The sequence below is a fragment of the Pseudomonas fluorescens genome, from assembly GCF_001902145.1.
Lineage (GTDB): Bacteria > Pseudomonadota > Gammaproteobacteria > Pseudomonadales > Pseudomonadaceae > Aquipseudomonas > Aquipseudomonas fluorescens_BV.
Genome location: NZ_MRST01000012.1, coordinates 20,807 through 40,826, shown reverse-complemented (window position 1 = coordinate 40,826; position 20,020 = coordinate 20,807). Strand labels below are relative to the sequence as shown.

Annotated in this window: 23 protein-coding genes and 1 tRNA gene; 15 read left to right on the top strand and 9 right to left on the bottom strand. The window is 60.3% G+C overall.

Annotation, left to right across the window (positions count from 1 at the left end):
- Positions 1-10 precede the first annotated feature (10 nt).
- Both BUE92_RS01310 and rpoE read right to left on the bottom strand, forming a co-directional pair.
- A complete protein-coding gene (locus BUE92_RS01310) occupies positions 11-598 on the bottom strand; it encodes a sigma-E factor negative regulatory protein (RefSeq protein ID WP_032892984.1) in 588 nt (195 codons plus the stop codon).
- A 32-nt stretch (positions 599-630) separates the two neighbouring features.
- Positions 631-1,212, bottom strand: a complete 582-nt coding sequence (gene rpoE / locus BUE92_RS01305; RefSeq protein ID WP_003172477.1) for an RNA polymerase sigma factor RpoE — start codon at positions 1,210-1,212, stop codon at positions 631-633.
- A gap of 461 nt (positions 1,213-1,673) precedes the next feature.
- Here rpoE and nadB point away from each other — a divergent pair, with 461 nt between their 5' ends.
- Positions 1,674-3,290, top strand: a complete 1,617-nt coding sequence (gene nadB, locus BUE92_RS01300) for an L-aspartate oxidase (RefSeq protein ID WP_073521633.1) — start codon at positions 1,674-1,676, stop codon at positions 3,288-3,290.
- Here nadB and BUE92_RS01295 read toward each other — a convergent pair.
- On the bottom strand, positions 3,259-3,705 hold the full coding sequence (locus tag BUE92_RS01295) for a protein YgfX (protein WP_073521632.1): 447 nt from the start codon (positions 3,703-3,705) through the stop codon (positions 3,259-3,261). The genes nadB and BUE92_RS01295 overlap by 32 nt on opposite strands.
- Positions 3,689-3,943, bottom strand: a complete 255-nt coding sequence (locus tag BUE92_RS01290; RefSeq protein WP_003189444.1) for an FAD assembly factor SdhE — start codon at positions 3,941-3,943, stop codon at positions 3,689-3,691. The genes BUE92_RS01295 and BUE92_RS01290 overlap by 17 nt, the downstream gene beginning before the upstream one ends.
- Before the next feature lie 139 nt (positions 3,944-4,082).
- Here BUE92_RS01290 and ygfZ point away from each other — a divergent pair, with 139 nt between their 5' ends.
- Both ygfZ and BUE92_RS01280 read left to right on the top strand, forming a co-directional pair.
- Positions 4,083-5,024, top strand: a complete 942-nt coding sequence (gene ygfZ, locus BUE92_RS01285) for a CAF17-like 4Fe-4S cluster assembly/insertion protein YgfZ (protein ID WP_073521631.1) — start codon at positions 4,083-4,085, stop codon at positions 5,022-5,024.
- 36 nt (positions 5,025-5,060) lie between these two features.
- A complete protein-coding gene (locus tag BUE92_RS01280) occupies positions 5,061-5,882 on the top strand; it encodes an HDOD domain-containing protein (protein WP_073521630.1) in 822 nt (273 codons plus the stop codon).
- On the opposite strand, the gene BUE92_RS01275 is transcribed toward BUE92_RS01280, so the two are convergent.
- Positions 5,883-7,268, bottom strand: a complete 1,386-nt coding sequence (locus tag BUE92_RS01275; RefSeq protein ID WP_073521629.1) for a sensor histidine kinase — start codon at positions 7,266-7,268, stop codon at positions 5,883-5,885.
- Positions 7,261-7,932: a response regulator gene (locus BUE92_RS01270; protein WP_073521628.1), complete on the bottom strand. Its 672-nt coding sequence runs from the start codon at positions 7,930-7,932 to the stop codon at positions 7,261-7,263. Before BUE92_RS01270 ends, BUE92_RS01275 begins: the two co-directional genes overlap by 8 nt.
- 236 nt (positions 7,933-8,168) lie before the next feature.
- On the opposite strand from BUE92_RS01270, the gene BUE92_RS01265 reads away from it, so the two are divergent.
- The 5 genes from BUE92_RS01265 (at position 8,169) to BUE92_RS01245 (ending at position 13,648) form a co-directional block, all read left to right on the top strand.
- Entirely contained in the window at positions 8,169-9,461 is a 1,293-nt protein-coding gene (locus BUE92_RS01265; protein WP_073521627.1) for an OprD family porin, read from the top strand.
- A 33-nt stretch (positions 9,462-9,494) separates the two neighbouring features.
- Entirely contained in the window at positions 9,495-10,478 is a 984-nt protein-coding gene (locus tag BUE92_RS01260; RefSeq protein ID WP_073521626.1) for a Bug family tripartite tricarboxylate transporter substrate binding protein, read from the top strand.
- Positions 10,479-10,625: 147 nt separating this feature from the next.
- Positions 10,626-11,084, top strand: coding sequence for a tripartite tricarboxylate transporter TctB family protein (locus BUE92_RS01255; RefSeq protein ID WP_073521625.1), 459 nt, complete (start codon positions 10,626-10,628; stop codon positions 11,082-11,084).
- A 1-nt stretch (position 11,085) separates the two neighbouring features.
- Positions 11,086-12,600, top strand: a complete 1,515-nt coding sequence (locus BUE92_RS01250) for a tripartite tricarboxylate transporter permease (RefSeq protein ID WP_014717355.1) — start codon at positions 11,086-11,088, stop codon at positions 12,598-12,600.
- Positions 12,593-13,648: an AbrB family transcriptional regulator gene (locus BUE92_RS01245; protein WP_073521624.1), complete on the top strand. Its 1,056-nt coding sequence runs from the start codon at positions 12,593-12,595 to the stop codon at positions 13,646-13,648. The genes BUE92_RS01250 and BUE92_RS01245 overlap by 8 nt, the downstream gene beginning before the upstream one ends.
- Positions 13,649-13,660: 12 nt before the next feature.
- Here the strand turns inward: BUE92_RS01245 and ung are convergent, their stop codons facing one another.
- Entirely contained in the window at positions 13,661-14,353 is a 693-nt protein-coding gene (gene ung / locus BUE92_RS01240; RefSeq protein WP_073521623.1) for a uracil-DNA glycosylase, read from the bottom strand.
- A 136-nt stretch (positions 14,354-14,489) separates the two neighbouring features.
- Between ung and BUE92_RS01235 the strand changes: the two genes are divergently transcribed.
- A complete protein-coding gene (locus BUE92_RS01235) occupies positions 14,490-15,602 on the top strand; it encodes an enoyl-CoA hydratase/isomerase family protein (protein ID WP_073521622.1) in 1,113 nt (370 codons plus the stop codon).
- Here the strand turns inward: BUE92_RS01235 and BUE92_RS01230 are convergent.
- On the bottom strand, positions 15,588-16,040 hold the full coding sequence (locus BUE92_RS01230) for a DUF3757 domain-containing protein (RefSeq protein ID WP_073521621.1): 453 nt from the start codon (positions 16,038-16,040) through the stop codon (positions 15,588-15,590). The genes BUE92_RS01235 and BUE92_RS01230 overlap by 15 nt on opposite strands.
- A gap of 156 nt (positions 16,041-16,196) precedes the next feature.
- The gene (locus BUE92_RS01225; RefSeq protein ID WP_073521620.1) at positions 16,197-16,556 is read right to left on the bottom strand and encodes a hypothetical protein; all 360 of its coding nucleotides are present in this window, start codon (positions 16,554-16,556) and stop codon (positions 16,197-16,199) included.
- A 243-nt stretch (positions 16,557-16,799) separates the two neighbouring features.
- Here BUE92_RS01225 and BUE92_RS01220 point away from each other — a divergent pair, with 243 nt between their 5' ends.
- The 6 genes from BUE92_RS01220 (at position 16,800) to BUE92_RS01195 (ending at position 19,980) form a co-directional block, all read left to right on the top strand.
- Entirely contained in the window at positions 16,800-17,012 is a 213-nt protein-coding gene (locus BUE92_RS01220) for a cysteine-rich CWC family protein (protein ID WP_073521619.1), read from the top strand.
- Positions 17,002-17,694, top strand: coding sequence for a 16S rRNA pseudouridine(516) synthase (locus tag BUE92_RS01215; protein WP_073521618.1), 693 nt, complete (start codon positions 17,002-17,004; stop codon positions 17,692-17,694). The genes BUE92_RS01220 and BUE92_RS01215 overlap by 11 nt, the downstream gene beginning before the upstream one ends.
- 304 nt (positions 17,695-17,998) lie before the next feature.
- Positions 17,999-18,883, top strand: a complete 885-nt coding sequence (locus BUE92_RS01210) for an alpha/beta fold hydrolase (RefSeq protein ID WP_073521617.1) — start codon at positions 17,999-18,001, stop codon at positions 18,881-18,883.
- 113 nt (positions 18,884-18,996) lie between these two features.
- A tRNA-Gly gene (locus BUE92_RS01205) sits at positions 18,997-19,070 on the top strand.
- Between the two features lie 295 nt (positions 19,071-19,365).
- A complete protein-coding gene (locus BUE92_RS01200) occupies positions 19,366-19,548 on the top strand; it encodes a type II toxin-antitoxin system HicA family toxin (RefSeq protein ID WP_073521616.1) in 183 nt (60 codons plus the stop codon).
- A gap of 21 nt (positions 19,549-19,569) precedes the next feature.
- Positions 19,570-19,980 (top strand): type II toxin-antitoxin system HicB family antitoxin, encoded by a 411-nt coding sequence (locus BUE92_RS01195; protein ID WP_073521615.1) that lies wholly within the window; start codon positions 19,570-19,572, stop codon positions 19,978-19,980.
- Positions 19,981-20,020 lie beyond the last annotated feature (40 nt).

Below are 20,020 nucleotides of genomic sequence, written 5' to 3'. Positions count from 1 at the left end.
CCTTAGCGAATCAGCGGTTTTCCTGGCTTGCTGCACGAGCGTATGGCAGAGCGCTTTCAGTGCCTTTGGCGGCCGATTCCTGCGCATGTTGACGCAAGTAGCCTGGAAGGCGCTGATCCTGCCAGCCGGATTGCCCCTGAAGTACACCATTGGCCATCGGGCCGGTGGTATCGGTGCTTTCCTTGTAGCCAGCCAGCACGGCCGGGCCTTTGACTTGCGGACCGGCCATGACCGGTTGCTGAGTCTGTTGGGCCAGCTCGTTGCCTGCGATCTCGTCCTGGTTGTACAGGCGAACACCTGCCAATACAGCAACGGTCACCGAAGCGGCCACTGCCAGACGACCCAGGCTGCGCCATGGACCACGCGAGGCTTTTGCCGGAACGGCTTCATCAGCCAGTGCAGCAGAAACGGCCGCAGCAATATCCAGACGAGGGATTAGGAGATCCTTGTGCATCACCGCCCGAGCGACTTGGTAACGAGACCAGGTATCACGGGTTTGGGCGTCATCAAATGCGTTGAGCACTCGACGAAGTTCCAGTTCATCCGCTTCGTTATCCATCACTGCGGACAGCGATTCCTGCAGGGCATCACGACTCATGGCGGTTCCTCTCTTGGCTGTCGCCGCTGTCTTTAGTTTTCCTGCAACAAGGGTTGCAAGGCTTTGTCGATGGCTTCTCGGGCCCGGAAAATCCGTGACCTCACAGTCCCCACCGGACATTGCATGACGCTCGCAATGTCTTCGTAACTCAGACCATCGAATTCACGTAAAGTTAACGCCGTACGCAAATCTTCTGGCAGTTGCTGAATAGTGCGATGGACAGTGCCTTCGATCTCGTCGCGCAGCAACGCACGCTCCGGCGACTCGAGATCTTTGAGGCCGTGATCACCATCGTAGAATTCAGCATCTTCTGAACTGACATCACTGTCTGGTGGGCGGCGGCCGCGAGACACCAGATAGTTCTTCGCCGTGTTGATGGCGATGCGGTACAACCACGTATAAAACGCACTGTCACCGCGGAAATTTCCAAGTGCACGGTAAGCCTTGATAAAGGCTTCCTGTGCAACGTCCTGCGCTTCATGGGTGTCGTGCACAAACCGCACGATCAACCCGAGAATTTTGTGCTGGTATTTCAGCACTAGCAGATCAAATGCTCGCTTATCACCGCGCTGTACGCGCTCGACCAGCTGCTGATCCTCTTCCTGGGTTAGCATGAACACTCCTCGTTGTACTTGAAGGAGGCTTGCATAACTAAACGATCAGGCTTGCAAACATAGACTCGGGCTTTTCGCAAAAGTTCTCCCCCTTCAAGCAAGTTTCCGGCATGCACTGATTTGGCACACACGAAAAACGCAGCACGGTCGGTGCCGGCTGCGCGAATAATCTTGTCGCCGGTTTCGTGACGCGTCCAATGCTCCCGACGGGCCAATAAACTCAACGTTTTCCCAGCTTTCGGGCAACCTGCTATTGAGTCGGGGCTTATGCAAAAAGTTCCCGTCCCACCAACCGGCCGTTCCCCAAAGCTGCGCAGCATAATCTCACAATGCCACGAAGGCGTGGCTATTGTGCCGCTCCACCCCTCTATATACTAGTGGCCCGTGTGACCCTTTGATTCGCCGATCCAGGCGTCCTGTTTGCGCCCCCCCTTTGGATCGCTTTTTGCGGAATCCGTCAAATGAGCCAACAGTTTCAACACGATGTCCTCGTAATCGGCAGCGGCGCCGCCGGCTTGAGCCTGGCCCTGACCCTGCCCAGCCATTTGCGTATCGCGGTTTTGAGCAAAGGCGACCTGGCCAACGGCTCGACCTTCTGGGCCCAAGGCGGCGTTGCTGCGGTGCTGGACGACACAGACACCGTGCAATCCCACGTCGAAGACACCCTCAACGCCGGCGGTGGCCTGTGCAACGAAGACGCCGTGCGCTTCACCGTCGAGCACAGCCGGGAAGCCATCCAATGGTTGATCGACCAAGGCGTGCCCTTCACCCGTGATGAACATGCCGGCAGCGACGACGGTGGCTTTGAGTTCCACCTGACCCGCGAAGGCGGCCACAGCCATCGCCGAATCATTCACGCCGCCGATGCCACCGGAGCCGCGATTTTCAAGACCCTGCTCGACCAGGCCCGCCAACGCCCCAACATCCAATTGCTGGAGCAGCGCGTCGCCGTCGACCTGATCACCGAAAAACGCCTGGGCCTGCCGGGCGAACGCTGCCTGGGCGCCTACGTACTCAACCGCACCAGCGGTGAAGTCGATACCTATGGCGCACGCTTCACCATTCTCGCCTCGGGCGGCGCCGCCAAGGTCTACCTTTATACCAGCAACCCCGACGGTGCCTGCGGCGACGGCATTGCGATGGCCTGGCGCTCGGGCTGCCGGGTCGCCAACCTGGAGTTCAACCAATTCCACCCCACCTGCCTGTACCACCCACAGGCCAAGAGCTTCCTGATCACCGAAGCCCTGCGCGGCGAAGGTGCGCATTTGAAGCTGCCCAATGGCGAACGCTTCATGCAGCGCTTCGACCCGCGCGCCGAGCTGGCACCACGCGATATCGTCGCCCGCGCCATCGACCACGAAATGAAGCGCCTGGGTATCGACTGCGTGTACCTGGACATCAGCCACAAGCCCGAAGCCTTCATCAAGACCCATTTCCCAACCGTCTACGAACGCTGCCTGACCTTCAATATCGACATCACCAAGGGCCCGATCCCAGTGGTGCCGGCCGCGCATTACACCTGCGGGGGCGTAATGGTCGACCAGCATGGCCGCACCGACGTGCCGGGCCTGTATGCCATCGGCGAAACCAGCTTCACCGGCCTGCACGGCGCCAACCGCATGGCCAGCAATTCACTGCTCGAATGCTTCGTGTATGCGCGCTCGGCGGCAGCGGACATTCTTGAGCAACTGCCGTGTATCCCGGTACCAGCCGCCCTGCCCCGCTGGGACGCGAGCCAGGTCACCGATTCGGACGAGGATGTGATCATCGCCCACAACTGGGACGAGCTGCGGCGTTTCATGTGGGACTATGTGGGCATCGTGCGCACCAACAAGCGCCTGCAACGGGCGCAACATCGGGTGCGCTTGTTGCTGGATGAGATCGACGAGTTCTACAGCAACTATAAGGTCAGCCGCGACCTGATCGAATTGCGCAACCTGGCCCAAGTGGCCGAGCTGATGATCCGGTCGGCCATGGAGCGCAAGGAAAGCCGCGGCCTGCATTACACCCTCGACTACCCACAGATGCTGCCCGAAGCCCGGGACACTATCCTGGTGCCAACCACCTACGGCGGCTGAACTTCAGGCGCACCCGCAGGCGCCGGTGCACATCGGCGGCCTGCGCATCCTTGGGCACGCAGATTGAGCGCACTCGCCGCTCACCCTGCACCCGGTAACGCAACACCACGATCAGCGGCAACGCCAGGCTGTCGGGCCGCAGTTGCACAGGATGCCAGCCGCGCGCGGCGCTCCATAATTGCCAGCCATCGTCGTCACGGCGCAGGCCAAGAATCGACGAACGGTGAGTGAGCAGGATTTGCCGCGGTAATACCCAGGCACAATGAGCCAGGCATAAAGGGATGCCAAGGCTTGAGTAAGGCAGGTCAAGAGCCATCAGGCTGCCCAGCGCGACCATCTGGGCAAGCATGTAGGCCACCAGCAACAGCCGTGAGGCCTGCCAGCGGCATTCGAAACGATTACTTGGGCTGGACACGATCCAGGATCATCCGAACCATGCGCTGCAGCTCCGGGTCTTCGGATTCGGCTCGCTCCATGAACCAGCCAAACATGTCCTGGTCTTCGCACTCGAGCAACCTGACGTAGAGGTCGCGGTCCACCTGATTGAGCGTCGCGTACACCTCTTTGGTGAAAGGCACCAGCAACACATCCAGCTCCAGCATGCCGCGACGGCTGTGCCAGTAGAGGCGATTGATTTCTACATCTTCGACCATGGAGCCCTCCTAAAATAGAGCGCAAGTATACAGCCCGGACGCCCCCGGAACAGTCGGCTTTGGTCGCCCGAGACGAAACTATGCATTTGCCGGACGCCCCTCTATGATGCACCCATGACTTTTTGACCTGCGATGACCCATGGCTGACTCCGCTTTTTTCTGCTCCCTGTCCCACGAAGGCGTTCTCGCCGTCCGCGGCTCTGATGCTGCCAAGTTCCTGCAGGGCCAACTGACCTGCAACCTCAATTACCTGAGTGAAACCCAGGCCAGCCTGGGCGCGCGCTGCACGCAAAAAGGCCGTATGCAGTCCAGCTTCCGGATCCTGCTGCAGGGTGATGGTGTACTCCTGGCCATGGCCACCGAGTTGCTTGAACCGCAACTGGCGGACTTGAAGAAGTACGCGGTGTTCTCCAAATCCAAGCTCACCGACGAAAGTGCTGCCTGGGCGCGCTTCGGCCTGGCGAACGCAGACGCGGCCCTGAGCGCCCTGGGCCTCGCGCTGCCGGTCGAGACCGATAGCGTGGCACGCAACGAGGCGTTGATTGCCGTCCGCGTTTCCCCGGGCCGTGCCGAACTCTGGGTACCTGCCGAACACGCCGACGCCGTGCGCAGCCAATTGGCCGCGCACTTGCAACAAGCTGAATTGAATGCCTGGCTGCTTGGCCAGATCCGTGCTGGTATCGGCCAGGTGATGCCGCAGACGCGCGAGCTGTTCATCCCGCAGATGCTCAACCTGCAGGCCGTGGGTGGCGTCAGCTTCAAGAAAGGCTGCTACACCGGCCAGGAAATCGTCGCGCGCATGCAGTACCTGGGCAAACTCAAGCGGCGCCTGTATCGCCTGAGCCTTGAGGCCGACGAACTTCCCGAGCCAGGCACGCCGCTGTTTTCACCGAGCCATAACAGCGCGATCGGCGAAGTGGTCATCGCGGCAAAAGCTGACCAGTCGATTGAACTTCTCGCCGTGCTGCAAGCCGAAGCTGCCGACAGTGGCGACGTGCGCTTGGGAACCCTGGAGGGGCCGGGCTTGCACCTGCTTGACCTACCCTACCAACTGGACCGTGATCGCGAGATCCAGCGTTAATCGCCGTACTTTTTTGCAGCACCCTAGAGAGCATGAATGAACAAGCTGGCGGAAAAAGTCCAACAAGCGTTGGTAACGGCCATCGACAACGATGACCTGGTTCTGCCGACATTGCCGGAGGTGGCCCTGAAAATTCGCCAGGCCGCCGAAGACCCGGACATCAGCATCAGCGACCTGAGCAAAGTGATCAGTCGTGACACGGCCCTGTCGGCGCGCCTGATCAAAGTGGTCAACAGCCCGTTGCTACGGGCCAGCCAGGAAGTCACCGACCTGCACACCGCCATCACCCGGCTCGGCACCAACTACAGCAGCAACCTGGCTATCGGCTTGGTGATGGAGCAGATCTTTCACGCCCGCTCCGGGGTGGTCGAACAGAAAATGCGCGACGTGTGGCGTCGCAGCCTGGAAGTGGCGGGCGTGAGCTATGCCTTGTGCCGTCGCCGCAGCCAGCTCAAGCCGGACCAGGCGGCCCTGGGTGGCTTGGTGCATCAGATCGGCGTGCTGCCGATCCTCACGTATGCCGAGGATCACTATGAGCTGCTGGCCGACCCCGTCAGCCTCAACCACGTCATCGACAGCATCCACCCGGTGCTGGGGGACAAGCTGCTGCGGGTCTGGGACTTCCCCGAGATGCTGGTGAACGTGCCGGGCCAATACCTGGACCTGACACGCGACTCTGCAAGCCTGGACTACGTCGACCTGGTGCAGGTCGCCGCGCTGTACTGCCACCGCGGTACCGGTCATCCCTTGGGGACCACGCCGATCGCCACATTGCCGGCCCTCACGAAGTTGCGCATAGACCTGCACAGCGATGCCGTGCGCAGCGAACTGGACGAAGCGCGTTCGATGTTTTACTGATCAACCCGCGATAAAGCTCACGCGTACCTTAAGCCCCGCCAGCTCGCCATCATGCAGGCTGATCTGTGCCAGGTGCGCACGGCAAATCTCCCCGACAATCGCCAGCCCCAAGCCCGATCCCATGCCATGCTGGCTGCGTCGATAAAAGCGCTCGAACACCCGGTCCCGCTCATCCAGCGGGATACCGGGGCCGTCATCCTCCACCTCTAGCACCGCCGGGGCCGTCACTCGCAGAATCACATTGCCGCCGGGCGGGGTATGGGCCAAGGCGTTATCCACCAGGTTACTCAGCAGCTCATTCAACAGCGTTGGTTCGCCGCGCAGCCATACCGGCTCGTCGGCCTCCAGCGCCAGGGCTACGCCCCGCGCGTGGGCCAGCGGCGCCATGGCCATACCGAGCTCACGGGCCAATTGGCTTAAATCGAGCAGTTGCGCACCGCCTTCGGCAATGGCCCGAGCACCATTTTCGATGCGGGCCAGGGACAACAATTGATTCGCCAGGTGCGTCAGGCGGTCGGTGCCCTGGGCAGCCGTTTCCAGGGTGCTGCGCCAGGTGGCCGGTTCTTCGGCACGCAGGCCCAGTTCCAGCCTGGCCTTGAGCGCCGCCAGGGGTGTGCGCAGCTCGTGGGCAGCGTCGGCAATAAACTGCGCCTGGCGCTCGAACTGCCCGCGCAGACGTTCGGTGAAATGGTTGAGAGAGCGCACCAGTGGGCCGAACTCATCCTGAACTTCCACCAATGGCAGAGGCCGCAGGTCATCAGGCTGGCGCTCTTCCACCGCCGTACGCAGGCGTTCCAGCGGGCGCAGTGCGGCGCTTACCGCGAACCACACCAGCAATAACGCACCGATGGCGAGCATGCCCAGGCGCAACAGCGTGTCGGCCATAAGGCTACGGGCCATGGCCACCCTTGCTTCTTCCGTTTCCGCGACACGAATTTCGGCCATGCCATTCATGTTCGGCTCCGAGACAGCCTTGAGCAGGCTCACCACGCGTACATGCTGGCCCAGGTACATGGCGTTGTAAAACCGTGCCAAGGCCGGGTAATCGTCGGTGCGGGGCGTGCCAGGCGGCGGGCCGGGCAGGTTTTCGTAACCGGAAATCAGCTTCTGGTCAATATCATTGACCTGGTAATAAATACGCCCGGCACTGTCGTAGGCAAACGTGTCCAGGGCCACATAGGGCACGTTGGCGCTGAGGGTGCCGTCCACCTGGGTCAAGCCGGCGGCAATGGTGCGCGCCGAGGCCAGCAGCGTGCGGTCATAGGCGGTGTCGGCGGCTTCGCGACCGTTCCAATAGGCGCTCATGCCGCTGGCGAGCATCAACAACACCAGCAACAGCGCCAGGTTGCACAGTAAGCGCCAGCGCAGACTGCTGGGTTTATGCATCACGGGCTTCCAGCAAATAGCCAAGGCCGCGGAAGGTGACGATGGCGATGGGCTGGCCATCGAGCTTCTTGCGCAGGCGATGTACGTAGATTTCGATAGCGTCGGGGCTGGCCTCCTCGTCCAGGCCGAAAACCTGGGAAGCCAATTGTTCCTTGCTCATCACGCGGCCCGGCCGGGCAATCAAGGCTTCGAGCACCGCTTGTTCTCGGGACGTCAAGGTCATCAGTTCGCCTGCGACCGTGAAGCGCCGGGTATCGAGGTCGTACACCAACACACCGCAGGCCTGCTGGCGCTCGCCGCCCAACACGCTGCGCCGCAACAGCGCCTTGACCCGTGCTTCGAGTTCCGTGAGTTCAAACGGTTTGGCCAGGTAGTCATCGGCGCCCAGGTTCAGGCCGTGCACGCGATCTTTTACATCACTGCGCGCGGTCAGCATCAGCACTGGCAGGTTTTTTCCACGCGCTCGCAAACGCGCGAGCACCTCGAAACCATCCAGGCGCGGCAACCCTACGTCCAGGATCACCGCGGCGTATTCCTCGCTGCTCAAGGCCAGGTCCGCCGCCACGCCGTCATGCAACACATCAACGGTCAAACCCATGCTCTTGAGCGCTTGGGCGACACTTTCGGCGAGCTGCAGATGGTCTTCAACCAGAAGGACACGCATGGATTTCTACCTCGTTCAGGGGTGGTCGGCGCCACGCTTTGCCCGGCAGTTTACAGCCGCAACCTGGCCTGTGAAGCCCGAAAACATTGAAAGGCGATTGAAAGGTTAGTGAAAGCTTCGCCCTTTAGCATCCAACCTACGGTGGTCTATGCCCGCCGAGCTATCTGATCCGTAGCGACCGAAAAACGCCTCGATGCGTTTTCGTCAAAATAAGAACAATAACGGAGTACACCACGATGCTGTCGACACAGCCACAGGCTTGCCCGCCTGTTCGCTCTTCCCGCCTGACCCACACCGCCCTCGCCAGTGCCGCCGCCCTTGCCGGCTTTTCGCCGCTCAGCCAGGCTGCCTTCTTCGAAGACAGCAGCGCGACCCTGGAAACCCGCAACATGTACTTCAACCGCGACTTTCGCGACGGTACCAGTGCGCAGCAATCCAAGCGCGACGAATGGGCCCAGGGCTTCATGCTCAACGTGCAATCGGGCTACACCGACGGCACCGTCGGCTTTGGCGTGGATGCGTTGGGCATGCTCGGGGTCAAGCTCGACTCCAGCCCCGACCGCACCGGCACCGGCCTGCTGCCGACTCACGATGACGGGCGCGCCGCCAACGAGTACTCCAAGCTGGGCCTGACCGGCAAAGTGAAAATCTCGGCGACTGAGCTTAAGATCGGCTCGCTGATCCCCGAACTGCCGATCCTCAAGCCCAACGACGGGCGCATCCTGCCACAGACTTTCAACGGTGGCTTGATCACCTCCAAGGAATTCAAGAACCTGGTGTTCACCGGTGGCCGCCTGGACAAAGCCAAGGACCGTGACGACACCAACTACGAAGACATCGCGCTCAATAACAAGAACAGCCGCTTCCTCAGCGGTGCCACCGGCAAGCACTTCAACTTCGGTGGCGTCGACTACAAGTTCGCCGACAAGATCACCGGCAGCTACCACTTCGCCCAACTCGACGACGTCTACCGCCAGCACTTCCTAGGCATGGTCGCATCACGCCCGATGGGCCCTGGCACCTTCGCCGCCGACCTGCGACTGGCAATCAGCGATGACACCGGCTCGGCCCACGGCGGCAATATCGACAACAAGTCCCTCAACGGCCTGTTCAGCTATGCCCTAAATGGCCATAAGCTCAGCGCCGGCTACCAGCACATGTCCGGTGACAGCGCCTTCCCGTATGTGGATGGCAGCGACCCGTACCTGGTCAACTTCGTGCAGATCAACGATTTTGCCGGCGCCGAAGAACGCTCCTGGCAGGCACGTTACGACTACGATTTCGCCAAGCTGGGCATTCCTGGCTTGAGTTTCATGAGCCGTTACCTCTCGGGTGACAACATCAAGCTCAAGAACGGCGAGACCGGCAAGGAGTGGGAACGCAACAGCGAGATCAAGTACGTGGTGCAAAGCGGTACGTTCAAAGATGTGGCTGTGCGCCTGCGTAACGCCACCTATCGTTCCAACTACTCGGCCCGTGATGCGGATGAAATGCGCTTGCTGGTCAGCTATAGCGTCGCACTTTGGTAGTACCCCCTCATAACAAAAACGATGGAGATCGCCATGACCCCTTCACTGCGTAAATTTGCCCTCACCGCCGGCTGCATGCTGTTCGCCGGCCAACTGCTGGCTGCCGACGAACCCAAGCGTCCGGAATGCATCGCCCCGGCCTCCCCTGGCGGCGGTTTTGACCTGACCTGCAAACTGGCGCAAAGCGCGCTGGTGAACCAAAAGCTGCTGACCAAGCCGATGCGTGTGACCTACATGCCAGGCGGCGTGGGCGCGGTAGCCTACAACGCGGTCGTCGCCCAGCGCCCTGCGGATGCCGGCACGTTGGTCGCCTGGTCGAGCGGTTCGCTGCTGAACCTGGCCCAGGGCAAGTTCGGCCGTTTTGATGAAAGCGCCGTGCGCTGGTTGGCGGCAGTGGGCACCAGCTATGGCGCCATCGCGGTGAAAAGCGACTCGCCCTACAAGACCCTCGATGACCTGGTAAAAGCCCTGAAGAAAGACCCGGGCAGCGTGGTGATCGGCTCCGGCGGCACCGTCGGCAGCCAGGACTGGATGCAAACCGCGCTGATCGCCAAGGCCGCCGGGATCAACCCGCGCGAGCTGCGTTACGTGGCTCTTGAGGGGGGCGGTGAAATCGCCACGGCCCTGCTGGGCGGTCATATCCAGGTAGGCAGTACCGACATCTCCGACTCCATGCCGCATATCCAGAGCGGCGATATGCGCCTGCTGGCGGTGTTCTCCGAGAAGCGCCTGGATGAGCCGGAAATGAAGGATATTCCGACCGCCAAAGAGCAAGGCTACGACATCGTCTGGCCGGTGGTGCGTGGCTTCTACCTGGGGCCAAAAGTCAGCGATGCCGACTACGCCTGGTGGAAAGACGCCTTCGACAAACTGCTGGCTTCCGAGGAGTTCGCCAAGCTGCGTGACCAGCGCGAGCTGTTCCCGTTCGCCATGACGGGCCAGGAGCTGGACACCTACGTGAAGAAACAAGTGGCTGACTACAAAGTGCTGGCCAAAGAGTTCGGCCTGATCCAGTAATCGCCCCTCTTTTGTGTAATGCCCCTGTAGGAGCGAGCTTGCTCGCGAAGAACCCAAGGACATCCACGTGCGTCCAGAGAGCACGCGTTATCGTTGACGTTTTTCGCGAGCAAGCTCGCTCCTACAAGAGGGGCCTTGGAGTTTTCTATGCTCTTACAACGCATTTTCGCTGCCGTGCTATTGCTTGCCTGTATCGGCCTGGCACTGATGGCCTGGCCGTATCAGGCGGCCTTTTCCTACGAACCCGTAGGGCCGAGAGCCTTCCCCCTGCTGTTGCTCGGGCTGATGGGCCTGGCGCTCATCTACATGATGATTCGCCCGCAGGCGACCAAACACACCGACGATGAACCCGCGCTGGATCAACCCGCGTTGATCAAGATCGGCATCTGTGTGGCCCTGCTGCTGGTGTTTGCCGGCACATTCGAATCCTTGGGTTTCATTCTCAGCAGCATGCTGATCGGTATTCCGATGGCACGGCTGTACGGCGGCCGCTGGTTCCCCAGCGTGGTGATCATCACCTTGATGAGCGTCGGTCTTTATCTGCTGTTCGATAAAACCATGGACGTACCGTTGCCCCTCGGCCTGCTCGACGTTCTGGAGAACTGATATGGATACTTTTGGCTATTTGGGCCAGGGTTTCGGCGTTGCGCTGAGCCCCTATAACCTGGTGACCGCGTTGTGCGGCACCCTGATTGGCACCGTGGTCGGCCTGTTACCGGGCCTGGGCCCGATCAACGGCGTGGCACTGTTGATCCCCATCGCCTTCGCCCTGGGCTTGCCGCCAGAATCGGCGCTGATCCTGCTGGCAGCCGTGTACCTGGGCTGCGAATACGGCGGCCGCATCAGTTCGATTCTGCTGAACATCCCGGGCGAAGCGTCCACCGTGATGACCACCCTCGACGGCTACCCGATGGCCCGCAAAGGCCTGGCTGGCGTGGCGCTGTCGTTGTCGGCGTGGAGTTCGTTCATCGGCGCGTTTATCGCTACCTGCGGCATGGTGCTGTTCGCTCCGCTGCTGGCCAAGTGGGCGATTGCTTTCGGCCCGGCGGAATATTTCGTCCTGATGGTGTTTGCGATTGTCTGCCTGGGCGGCATGGCCGGTGACAAACCGTTGAAGACCTTTGTCGCGGCGCTGATCGGCTTGTTCCTGTCGTGTGTGGGCATCGACGCCAACAGCGGTGTGTACCGCTTTACCGGCGACAATATTCACCTGACCGACGGTATCCAGTTCGTGGTTCTGGTGCTCGGCCTGTTCTCTATCAGTGAGATTCTCTTGCTGCTGGAAAAAACCCACCGTGGCCAGGAAGCGGTGAAAGCCACAGGGCGCATGATGTTCAACGTCAAGGAAGCCTTGTCGGTGCTCACCGTGAATCTTCGTTGCGGCGTGTCGGGCTTTATCATAGGCGTATTGCCGGGCGCTGGTGCGACCATGGCCTCGGCCGTTGCCTACATGACCGAGAAACGCATCGCAGGCGCCAGCGGCAAATTTGGTCAGGGCGACATGCGCGGCCTGGCCGCCCCTGAAACCGCGATCGGCGCGTCGGTCTGCGGCGCCATGGTACCGATGCTGACTCTCGGCGTTCCTGGCTCGGGCACCACGGCGGTGATGATCGGCGCCCTGTCGCTGTACAACATCACCCCCGGCCCATTGCTGTTCCAACAGCAACCGGACATTGTCTGGGGCCTGATCGCCTCGTTGTTCATCGCCAACATCATGCTGGTCGTGCTCAACATCCCGATGATCCGTATCTTCACCCGTATCCTCGCCGTGCCGAACTGGGCGCTGGTGCCGGTGATCGCCATCATCACCGCGATTGGCGTGTACGCCGTGCATGCCACCACCTTCGATCTGTTCCTGATGATCGCCATCGGCATCTTCGGCTACATCCTGCGCAAGCTGGACTTCCCGCTGTCGCCGCTGCTGCTGGGCTTTATCCTCGGCGGTTTGATGGAGCAGAACCTGCGCCGTGCGCTGTCGATCTCCAACGGTGCGCTGGAAATCCTGTGGTCGAGCCCGATCACCTTCGGCGTCTGGGTGCTGACCGCAATCATGCTGCTTGTACCGCTGCTGCGTATCTGGCGTAAACGCGTGCAACAGCGTCGTGCCCTGGCCGATGTCTGAGGTCACCTTTAAACATTGGTGGGGAACACCGCTGGTCGGCCTGGCCGGCGGTTACCTGGCCAGCCTGGTCGGCTGGCCGTTGCCGTACATGGTCGGCTCGTTGCTGGCGATCATCCTGGTGCGCTGCCTGACGCCCTGGCAATTGGCGGAGATTCCCGGCGGGCGCAAATGCGGCCAATGGGTGGTGGGCATCGGCATTGGCCTGCACTTCACCCCACTGGTGATCGAGCAGGTGATGAGCCACTTCGGCCTGATCTTCTTCGGTGCACTGGTCACCAGCTTGTCGAGCGTGGTCGGCGTGTGGTTGATGCGCCGCAGCGGGGAAGACCGCGCCACGGCGTTTTTCTCCAGCATGCCGGGCGGTTCCGGGGAGATGGTCAACCTCGGCGCCCGCAATGGCGCAATACTTAGCCGAGTGGCGGCAGGGCAAAGCCTGCGTGTGCTGGTGGTGGTGCTGTGTGTGCCGGCGATCTTCAAGTATTTGCTCGGAGGCGGCGCGCCGCAGTTCCATCCGGCGCCGGTGGACTGGGCCTGGCTGGCCCTGCTGTTTCCGGTGGGTGCGCTGGTTGCCTGGGGCTGGCAACGCTTGCGCCAACCCAACCCTTGGCTGTTCGGGCCATTGCTGGTGAGTGCGATCGCCAGTGTGACCTGGGATTTACACATTGGCCTGCCCGACGGCGGCAGCCAGATCGGCCAATGGTTGATCGGCAGCGGTTTGGGCTGCCACTTCAATCGGCAGTTCTTCCGTCGCGCGCCCTCATTCATGGGCCGCACCTTGATTGGCACGGCATTGACCATGCTGCTGGCGACGTTAGCGGCGGTGGGCTTGAGCGCCCTCACTCACCTCGATCTGCGATCACTGACCCTGGGCATGATGCCAGGCGGTATCGCTGAGATGAGCCTGACAGCTGAAACCCTGCAGCTGTCGGTGCCCTTGGTGACGGCGATGCAGGTGATGCGCTTGTTGTTCGTGCTGTTCTTGGCCGAGCCTTTGTTTCGGCACTGGAACCGTCAGCCCGACCCCCCTCTAAAACCTCCCACATGTTGAATGTGCCAGGCCTCAGACCGGTGGCAAACGCCACTCGATGGGGGCCTCGCCATTCTGCTCGAGAAACTTGTTGGCCCGGCTGAAATGCCCGCAGCCCAGAAACCCGCGATACGCCGACAACGGCGACGGATGCACCGAGGTCAGCACCAGATGCTTGGTGGCGTCGATGAGCTTCTGCTTGCTTTGAGCATGGGCGCCCCACAGCAGGAACACCAGGTGCGGCTGATGCTCGCTGACTACCTCGATAATCCGATCGGTAAAGAACTGCCAACCCTTGCCCGCATGGGCGTTGGCGTTGGCGCGCTCCACGGTCATGGTGGTGTTGAGCATCAGCACGCCCTGGTCGGCCCAGCTTTGCAGGTAGCCGTGGTTGGGGATGTCGATGTTCAGGTCGCGCTTGAGCTCTTTATAGATATTGACCAGCGACGGCGGCGCTGGCACGCCCGGTTGCACCGAGAAGCACAGGCCGTGGGCCTGGCCCGGGCCGTGGTAGGGGTCCTGCCCGAGGATCACCACCTTGACCTTGTCCAGCGGTGTTGAATTGAGTGCGTTGAAAATCAATGGGCCGGGCGGGTAGATCTCTTTGCCAGCGGCATGCTCCTGGCACAGAAACTCGCGCAATTGCGCCATGTAAGGCTTCTCGAACTCCTCACGCAGAGCGTGCTTCCAGCTGGGTTCGAGTTTGATACGGTCGCCATCGGTCATAGTTGAATTGTCTTGTAAAAAAGAATGAGGCGAACCCTAGGAAAGCCGACCCCGCTTGTCAATTGATCTGACACAGCACCGGCACTTTCTCACGAAGGGATCATACTCATCCTTCACCTTCTCGATTGAGGTCACGATGAACCTGCATTTCGAAGAACTGACCGGCAGTGGCGGCGCTCGCATCGGTATCGCCAGCCTGGACGCGCCAAAGTCCCTTAACGCCCTCTCCCTGCCAATGATTCTGGCCCTGGATGAGCGCATGGAGGCCTGGGCCAAAGATCCGCAGATCGTCTGCGTGCTGCTACGCGGTAACGGCCCCAAAGCCTTTTGCGCCGGTGGCGAAGTTCGCAGCCTGGCCCATGCTTGCCGTGAACAGCCCGGCGAAGTTCCGGCCCTGGCCGCTGAGTTTTTTGCTGCCGAATATCGTCTTGACTACCGCCTGCACACCTACCCAAAGCCGTTGATCTGCTGGGGCCACGGTTATGTGTTGGGCGGTGGCATGGGCCTGTTGCAAAGCGCCGCCGTGCGTATCGTTACGCCAAGCAGTCGTTTGGCCATGCCCGAGATCAGCATTGGCTTGTACCCGGATGTGGGTGCCAGTTGGTTCTTGTCCCGCTTGCCAGGCAAGCTCGGCCTGTTCCTGGGCCTCACCGGCGCCCATATCAACGGTCGCGACGCGCTGGACTTGGGCCTGGCCGACCGTTTCCTGCGTGATGACCAGCAAGATGATCTGATCGATGGCCTGCTGCAGCTGAACTGGCAGGAACAGAGCGCGATGCAACTCAACAGCTTGCTCAAGGCCCTGGCGCAGGAGGCAATCAGCGATCAGCCCGAAGCGCAATGGCTACCGCGCCGCGCACAGATCGACGAATGGCTGGATGTAGGAGATGTGCGGTGTGCCTGGCGAGCCTTGAGCCTGCTGCGCGACCACAACGACCCGCTATTGAGCCGGGCCGGCAAAACCCTCAGTGAGGGCTGCCCACTGACGGCGCACCTTGTGTGGGAACAGCTCCAGCGTGCCCGTCACCTCTCATTGGCCCAGGTGTTCGAGATGGAATACACCCTGAGCCTCAACTGCTGCCGTCATCCGGAATTCGCCGAAGGGGTTCGGGCGCGCCTGATCGACAAAGACCAGACGCCTCATTGGCACTGGCCGGATATCAATGCACTCCCGGAAGCGGTGGTGCGGGCGCATTTTGACAAGGCCTGGGAAGGTAGGAACCCTCTGGCAGACTTATCTGACTACTGACAGGTCTGTACGCTTGTCGTTGACCTTGAAGGCGCAATTGTCCGGTTGGCTGTCCTTGCAGGTGTACACCGGCAATTTGAACGCATCGGGCTGCAGCTCCCAATACAAGGTGCCGGTCAACGACATGTTGATAACCTCATTACCCCTGTTTGGCCTCAACATTACCACCCCATTCCTACTGGTGCGGTAGATGCATTTGTCCATGTAGCCGCTTCCTCTCTCCTCGCCTTCGCCCGGCACAAAGACTGCGCCAATGAACCCGTCGATAACGCCACGAGACGCAACCCTCGGGCTTTGCCAGCGCAGGCCATTGTCGTTGACACGATAATGGCCGTCGGCATACGCGACCTGCGACGGATAAGGACAGCCTTGCTCCGCTCTTGCCGATGCAATGAAGCAGCTCATCAGCAGAAGCAGGCCTATTGATTGTTTGAACATAGGGGTTCCATCTGCTCAGTCTCACCACGCAAAAGCACGAGGCTTTACGTTAGTGAAGTACAGCTAGCGCCTCAAAGATAGCTGTTAAATCTGACAGTACGGACATACGGTACCCATAAAAAACGGCGCATGATGCGCCGCTTGTTTTTCAAGATATTAACGGTGACCGCCGCGGCCACCTCCATGGTCAGAACCACGTCCACGCCCGCCATTGCCCCAGCGGTCGCCCCAGCCCTGGTTTGAATAGGGTCGGTAACCGGCTCGTGGGTAATAGCGAGGTGCCGGTTGGTAGTAGCGCGGCGCCGAATAGTAACGGGGCTGTGGCGCATAGTAACGAGGCGCTGGCGCGTAATAGCTGCGCCCGGAAGGGTAATAACGCGGGCCGCCGTAGTAATAGGCTGGCGCCGGTGCGGTGTAGACCTCGGAGCGATAGTAGGTAGCGCCTCCATCGTAATAGGGCACGCAGGCTGAAAGGGTCAGGCCGAGCAAAGCGATAAGCAGCAGTCGTCGATACATGGCGGCCTCCTGGACCGCGGAAGAGCTCCTCCAGCGACGCTGGCGAGCGGCATTCAGCCTTCACTGAATGACGAAACATCTGACATCAAAAACCGAATCTGGTGCGTTCGCGACACAAGTGGAAACATCTGTTTCAGACGAAGTGAAAGCCCGCCAAAACGCCATGATGATGGAATGCCGTGCAGCCGCGCTGTATCGTGCAACAACTAACGCGCCCTACCCGATTCCCTTCTGAACCGACCCATGACCACACCGACCCTTTGCCCCGCCTGTGGTGCCCGCAACGACTGCTCCCTGGCCGATCCGCGCACTGCCGATCAAGCCTGCTGGTGCTACAGCATCATCATCGACCCGGCGGTGCTTGAAGCCCTGCCGGATGAGTTGCGTAATAAAGCCTGCCTGTGCCCACGCTGCGCGCAAGTGGACGAACAGTTGCGTAACCGCCATGCGCGTTGATCGTTTCCTCAGCAACCTGCCACAGTTCAATCGCAAGCAAGTGCGCCTGCTGCTGGTGGAACGCCGGGTGACCGTAGAGGGGGTTGCAATCAGCGATCCGCACCATGACGTACGTGAATTCAGCCAGGTCTGCGTTGACGGTGAAATCCTGCAAGCGGGCAAGCCGGCGCGCTATTTCATGCTGCACAAACCCCAGGGTTGCGTCAGCGCCACGTCGGACCCGCAACACTCCACGGTCCTGGACCTGCTGGACGAACCGGACAAAGCCGACCTGCATATCGCCGGGCGCCTGGATTTCAACACCACCGGCCTCATGCTGATCACCAACGACGGCCAATGGTCGCGGCGCCTCACGCAACCGCAGACCAAGTTGCCCAAGGTGTACCACGTGCAAACCGAGCAGGACATCGGCCCGCAGTACGCGGTGACGTTCGCGACAGGCGTGTATTTCGCTTTCGAAGATCTCACCACCCAACCTGCCGAACTTGAACGGCTGGGTCCCAGGACAGCGCGGTTGAGCATCATCGAAGGCCGGTATCACCAGGTCAAACGCATGTTCGGTCATTTTGATAACAAGGTGATCGGCCTGCACCGCGAGCGAATGGGGCCTTTAGTGCTCGATGCGTCGCTTGCGCCGGGTCAGTATCGGCCACTGACTGACGAAGAGATCTTAAAAGTCTGACGACCGTTCAGCCGATGATGGCAAAAAACCAGCCGCTCGCCTTGCGACATGTGTTCCGTATTGCTTGAATCAGGGCTTCGGCCAGATAATGACTGATGAGTCGCCTATAACCTCCAAGAAACACCTTGCCTCGCCCACGCTTGATCCACGGGCCTTCCCGGCAAACCGCCCGTCATAACAACACCCACCGGCCAGCCGTCATCGGACCGACATGGGCCCTCATTTTCCAGGCGTATGCCTACCTGTCATAAAGCTCGTGCAGAGTGATCTGCGCGCACTACCCGCTTGCCAGGAGTCTTACGACATGAGGCCAGAAATCGCTGTGCTGGATATACAGGGTCAGTATCGGGTGTACACGGAGTTCTATCGCGCGGACGCGGCGGCAAAGACCATCGTCCTGGTCAACGGCTCCATGGCGACCACGGCGTCCTTCGCTCAAACCGTGAAAAGCCTGTACCCGCAGTTCAATGTGGTGTTGTACGACCAGCCCTACGCTGGCCGTTCCAAAATCCATAACCGTCATGAGCAGATGCTGACCAAGGAAGTCGAAGGCCAGATCCTCCTGGAACTGCTCGACCACTTCGCCGCTGAACACGTGCTGTCCTTCTCCTGGGGCGGTGCCGCCACGTTGGTTGCCCTCGCACAGCGCCCCCGTCGGGTAGAAAAAGCCGTGATCAGCTCATTCTCGCCGGTGATCAATGCGCCCATGCGTGACTACCTCGAACGCGGCGTCGACTACTTGGGCAACCTCGACCGCGACCGCGTCGGCCATCTGGTCAACAGCACCATCGGCAAGCACCTGCCTTCGCTGTTCAAACGCTTCAACTACCGCCATGTCAGCAGCCTGGCCGCACACGAATACGGGCAGATGCACTTTCACATCAGCCACGTGCTCAACAGCGACCGGCAGTGCTACCTCAAGGCAGCCAGGCAGATCGATATTCCGGTGCTGTTCTTGAACGGCGAGTGGGACGAATACACCAGTGCAGACGACGCCAAGCTGTTTGGCCAGCATGTGGCCAAGAGCAGCTTCAGCACCATCCAGGCCACGGGGCACTTCCTGGACATGGAACATAAAGCGGCGTGCCGAGATAGCCGTGAGGCCGTGGTGGGCTTCTTGAAAGGGCAGCGGCCCGTCAGCCAGTTGCGGTATAGCCAGGGCCAGGCGCAGCATGCATGGGCGCTTTGAAATCAGGCCTGACACTGTGGCGAGCAAGCTCTGTCGCCACACGCAACTCTCACATTTTTCAAAGAAAAACTTCAAATCCAGCCGAACATCTGGTACAAAGTCAGCCGCTCTGAGCGGGTATAGTTTAGTGGCAAAACGAAAGCTTCCCAAGCTTTAGTTGAGGGTTCGATTCCCTCTACCCGCTCCACTCAGATTTTCACTTGCGTCAGGAGGGCTCTGGCGTAAGATGCACAAAAAACCGGTCCTTGGTGACCGGTTTTTTTATGCCTTGAATTTGGTCTTCAGCGTGCATCTGCTGCCCGGAGCCAAGCCTGAGAACGTGAAGTACTTCGTAATACCTCCAAGCGGCGCCATTTATGCGCGCCCATACACTTCATTCAACACCTATAGAAATCTCGGACATCGACCGCTGGTAGGTAGAGTGTTGATAATTTTATAACAGTGGTTATAGTCACCACCAACACACACCACAAGGAGGTGATGTGGATAGCCGGTATTTGATAGGACACATCGTTGCAGACGGTTGGTATCTGGTGCGCATCCGAGGTAGCCATCATCACTTCAAGCACCCGACAAAGCCGGGGCTCGTGACGAGCCCTCACCCCAAAAAGGACCTGCTGGATAAAACCGCCAAAAGTATTTTGAAACAGGCTCTGCTGAGCTAACCGTCCCTGGAGGGCAAGAACATGCTTTACCCCATCGCAATCTCAACGGGCGACGCGGACCACGCCTGGGGCGTGGAAGTCCCGGATATTCCTGGCTGTTATTCGGCCGGTGATGACCTGGACGATGCCATGGCCATGGCCCGCGAAGCCATCGAAGGGCACTTCGAGATCCTGGCAGAAGATGGCGCGCCGATCCCCACCGCGCAGAAAGTCACCGTACACGCCGCCAACCCTCAGTACGCCGGTTGCACGTGGGCTGTGGTGGACATCGACGTGACCAAGTATTTGGGCAAGGCCCAGAAGCTCAATATCACCCTGCCCGGCTATCTGCTCAATCGCATTGATGAATATGTGCTGAATCATCCGCAGGAAAAAAGCCGCTCGGGGTTTCTGGCGTCCGCAGCGCTCAAGGTATTACAACAGGAGCGGTAGCTACGCCTAAGCAAAGTCTTGCGGCAAGGACGGCAACACA

What these genes read in the sequence shown, in the direction of transcription:
- BUE92_RS01275 (WP_073521629.1), bottom strand. Translation starts at nt 7,268, where the DNA reads ATGCATAAACCCAGCAGTCTGCGCTGGCGCTTACTGTGCAACCTGGCG.
- rpoE (WP_003172477.1), bottom strand. Translation starts at nt 1,212, where the DNA reads ATGCTAACCCAGGAAGAGGATCAGCAGCTGGTCGAGCGCGTACAGCGC.
- BUE92_RS01195 (WP_073521615.1), top strand. Translation starts at nt 19,570, where the DNA reads ATGCTTTACCCCATCGCAATCTCAACGGGCGACGCGGACCACGCCTGG.
- BUE92_RS01255 (WP_073521625.1), top strand. Translation starts at nt 10,626, where the DNA reads ATGCTCTTACAACGCATTTTCGCTGCCGTGCTATTGCTTGCCTGTATC.
- ygfZ (WP_073521631.1), top strand. Translation starts at nt 4,083, where the DNA reads ATGGCTGACTCCGCTTTTTTCTGCTCCCTGTCCCACGAAGGCGTTCTC.
- BUE92_RS01245 (WP_073521624.1), top strand. Translation starts at nt 12,593, where the DNA reads ATGTCTGAGGTCACCTTTAAACATTGGTGGGGAACACCGCTGGTCGGC.
- BUE92_RS01210 (WP_073521617.1), top strand. Translation starts at nt 17,999, where the DNA reads ATGAGGCCAGAAATCGCTGTGCTGGATATACAGGGTCAGTATCGGGTG.
- BUE92_RS01225 (WP_073521620.1), bottom strand. Translation starts at nt 16,556, where the DNA reads ATGTATCGACGACTGCTGCTTATCGCTTTGCTCGGCCTGACCCTTTCA.
- BUE92_RS01220 (WP_073521619.1), top strand. Translation starts at nt 16,800, where the DNA reads ATGACCACACCGACCCTTTGCCCCGCCTGTGGTGCCCGCAACGACTGC.
- BUE92_RS01265 (WP_073521627.1), top strand. Translation starts at nt 8,169, where the DNA reads ATGCTGTCGACACAGCCACAGGCTTGCCCGCCTGTTCGCTCTTCCCGC.
- nadB (WP_073521633.1), top strand. Translation starts at nt 1,674, where the DNA reads ATGAGCCAACAGTTTCAACACGATGTCCTCGTAATCGGCAGCGGCGCC.
- BUE92_RS01235 (WP_073521622.1), top strand. Translation starts at nt 14,490, where the DNA reads ATGAACCTGCATTTCGAAGAACTGACCGGCAGTGGCGGCGCTCGCATC.
- ung (WP_073521623.1), bottom strand. Translation starts at nt 14,353, where the DNA reads ATGACCGATGGCGACCGTATCAAACTCGAACCCAGCTGGAAGCACGCT.
- BUE92_RS01270 (WP_073521628.1), bottom strand. Translation starts at nt 7,932, where the DNA reads ATGCGTGTCCTTCTGGTTGAAGACCATCTGCAGCTCGCCGAAAGTGTC.
- BUE92_RS01230 (WP_073521621.1), bottom strand. Translation starts at nt 16,040, where the DNA reads ATGTTCAAACAATCAATAGGCCTGCTTCTGCTGATGAGCTGCTTCATT.
- BUE92_RS01250 (WP_014717355.1), top strand. Translation starts at nt 11,086, where the DNA reads ATGGATACTTTTGGCTATTTGGGCCAGGGTTTCGGCGTTGCGCTGAGC.
- BUE92_RS01280 (WP_073521630.1), top strand. Translation starts at nt 5,061, where the DNA reads ATGAACAAGCTGGCGGAAAAAGTCCAACAAGCGTTGGTAACGGCCATC.
- BUE92_RS01215 (WP_073521618.1), top strand. Translation starts at nt 17,002, where the DNA reads ATGCGCGTTGATCGTTTCCTCAGCAACCTGCCACAGTTCAATCGCAAG.
- BUE92_RS01290 (WP_003189444.1), bottom strand. Translation starts at nt 3,943, where the DNA reads ATGGTCGAAGATGTAGAAATCAATCGCCTCTACTGGCACAGCCGTCGC.
- BUE92_RS01310 (WP_032892984.1), bottom strand. Translation starts at nt 598, where the DNA reads ATGAGTCGTGATGCCCTGCAGGAATCGCTGTCCGCAGTGATGGATAAC.
- BUE92_RS01260 (WP_073521626.1), top strand. Translation starts at nt 9,495, where the DNA reads ATGACCCCTTCACTGCGTAAATTTGCCCTCACCGCCGGCTGCATGCTG.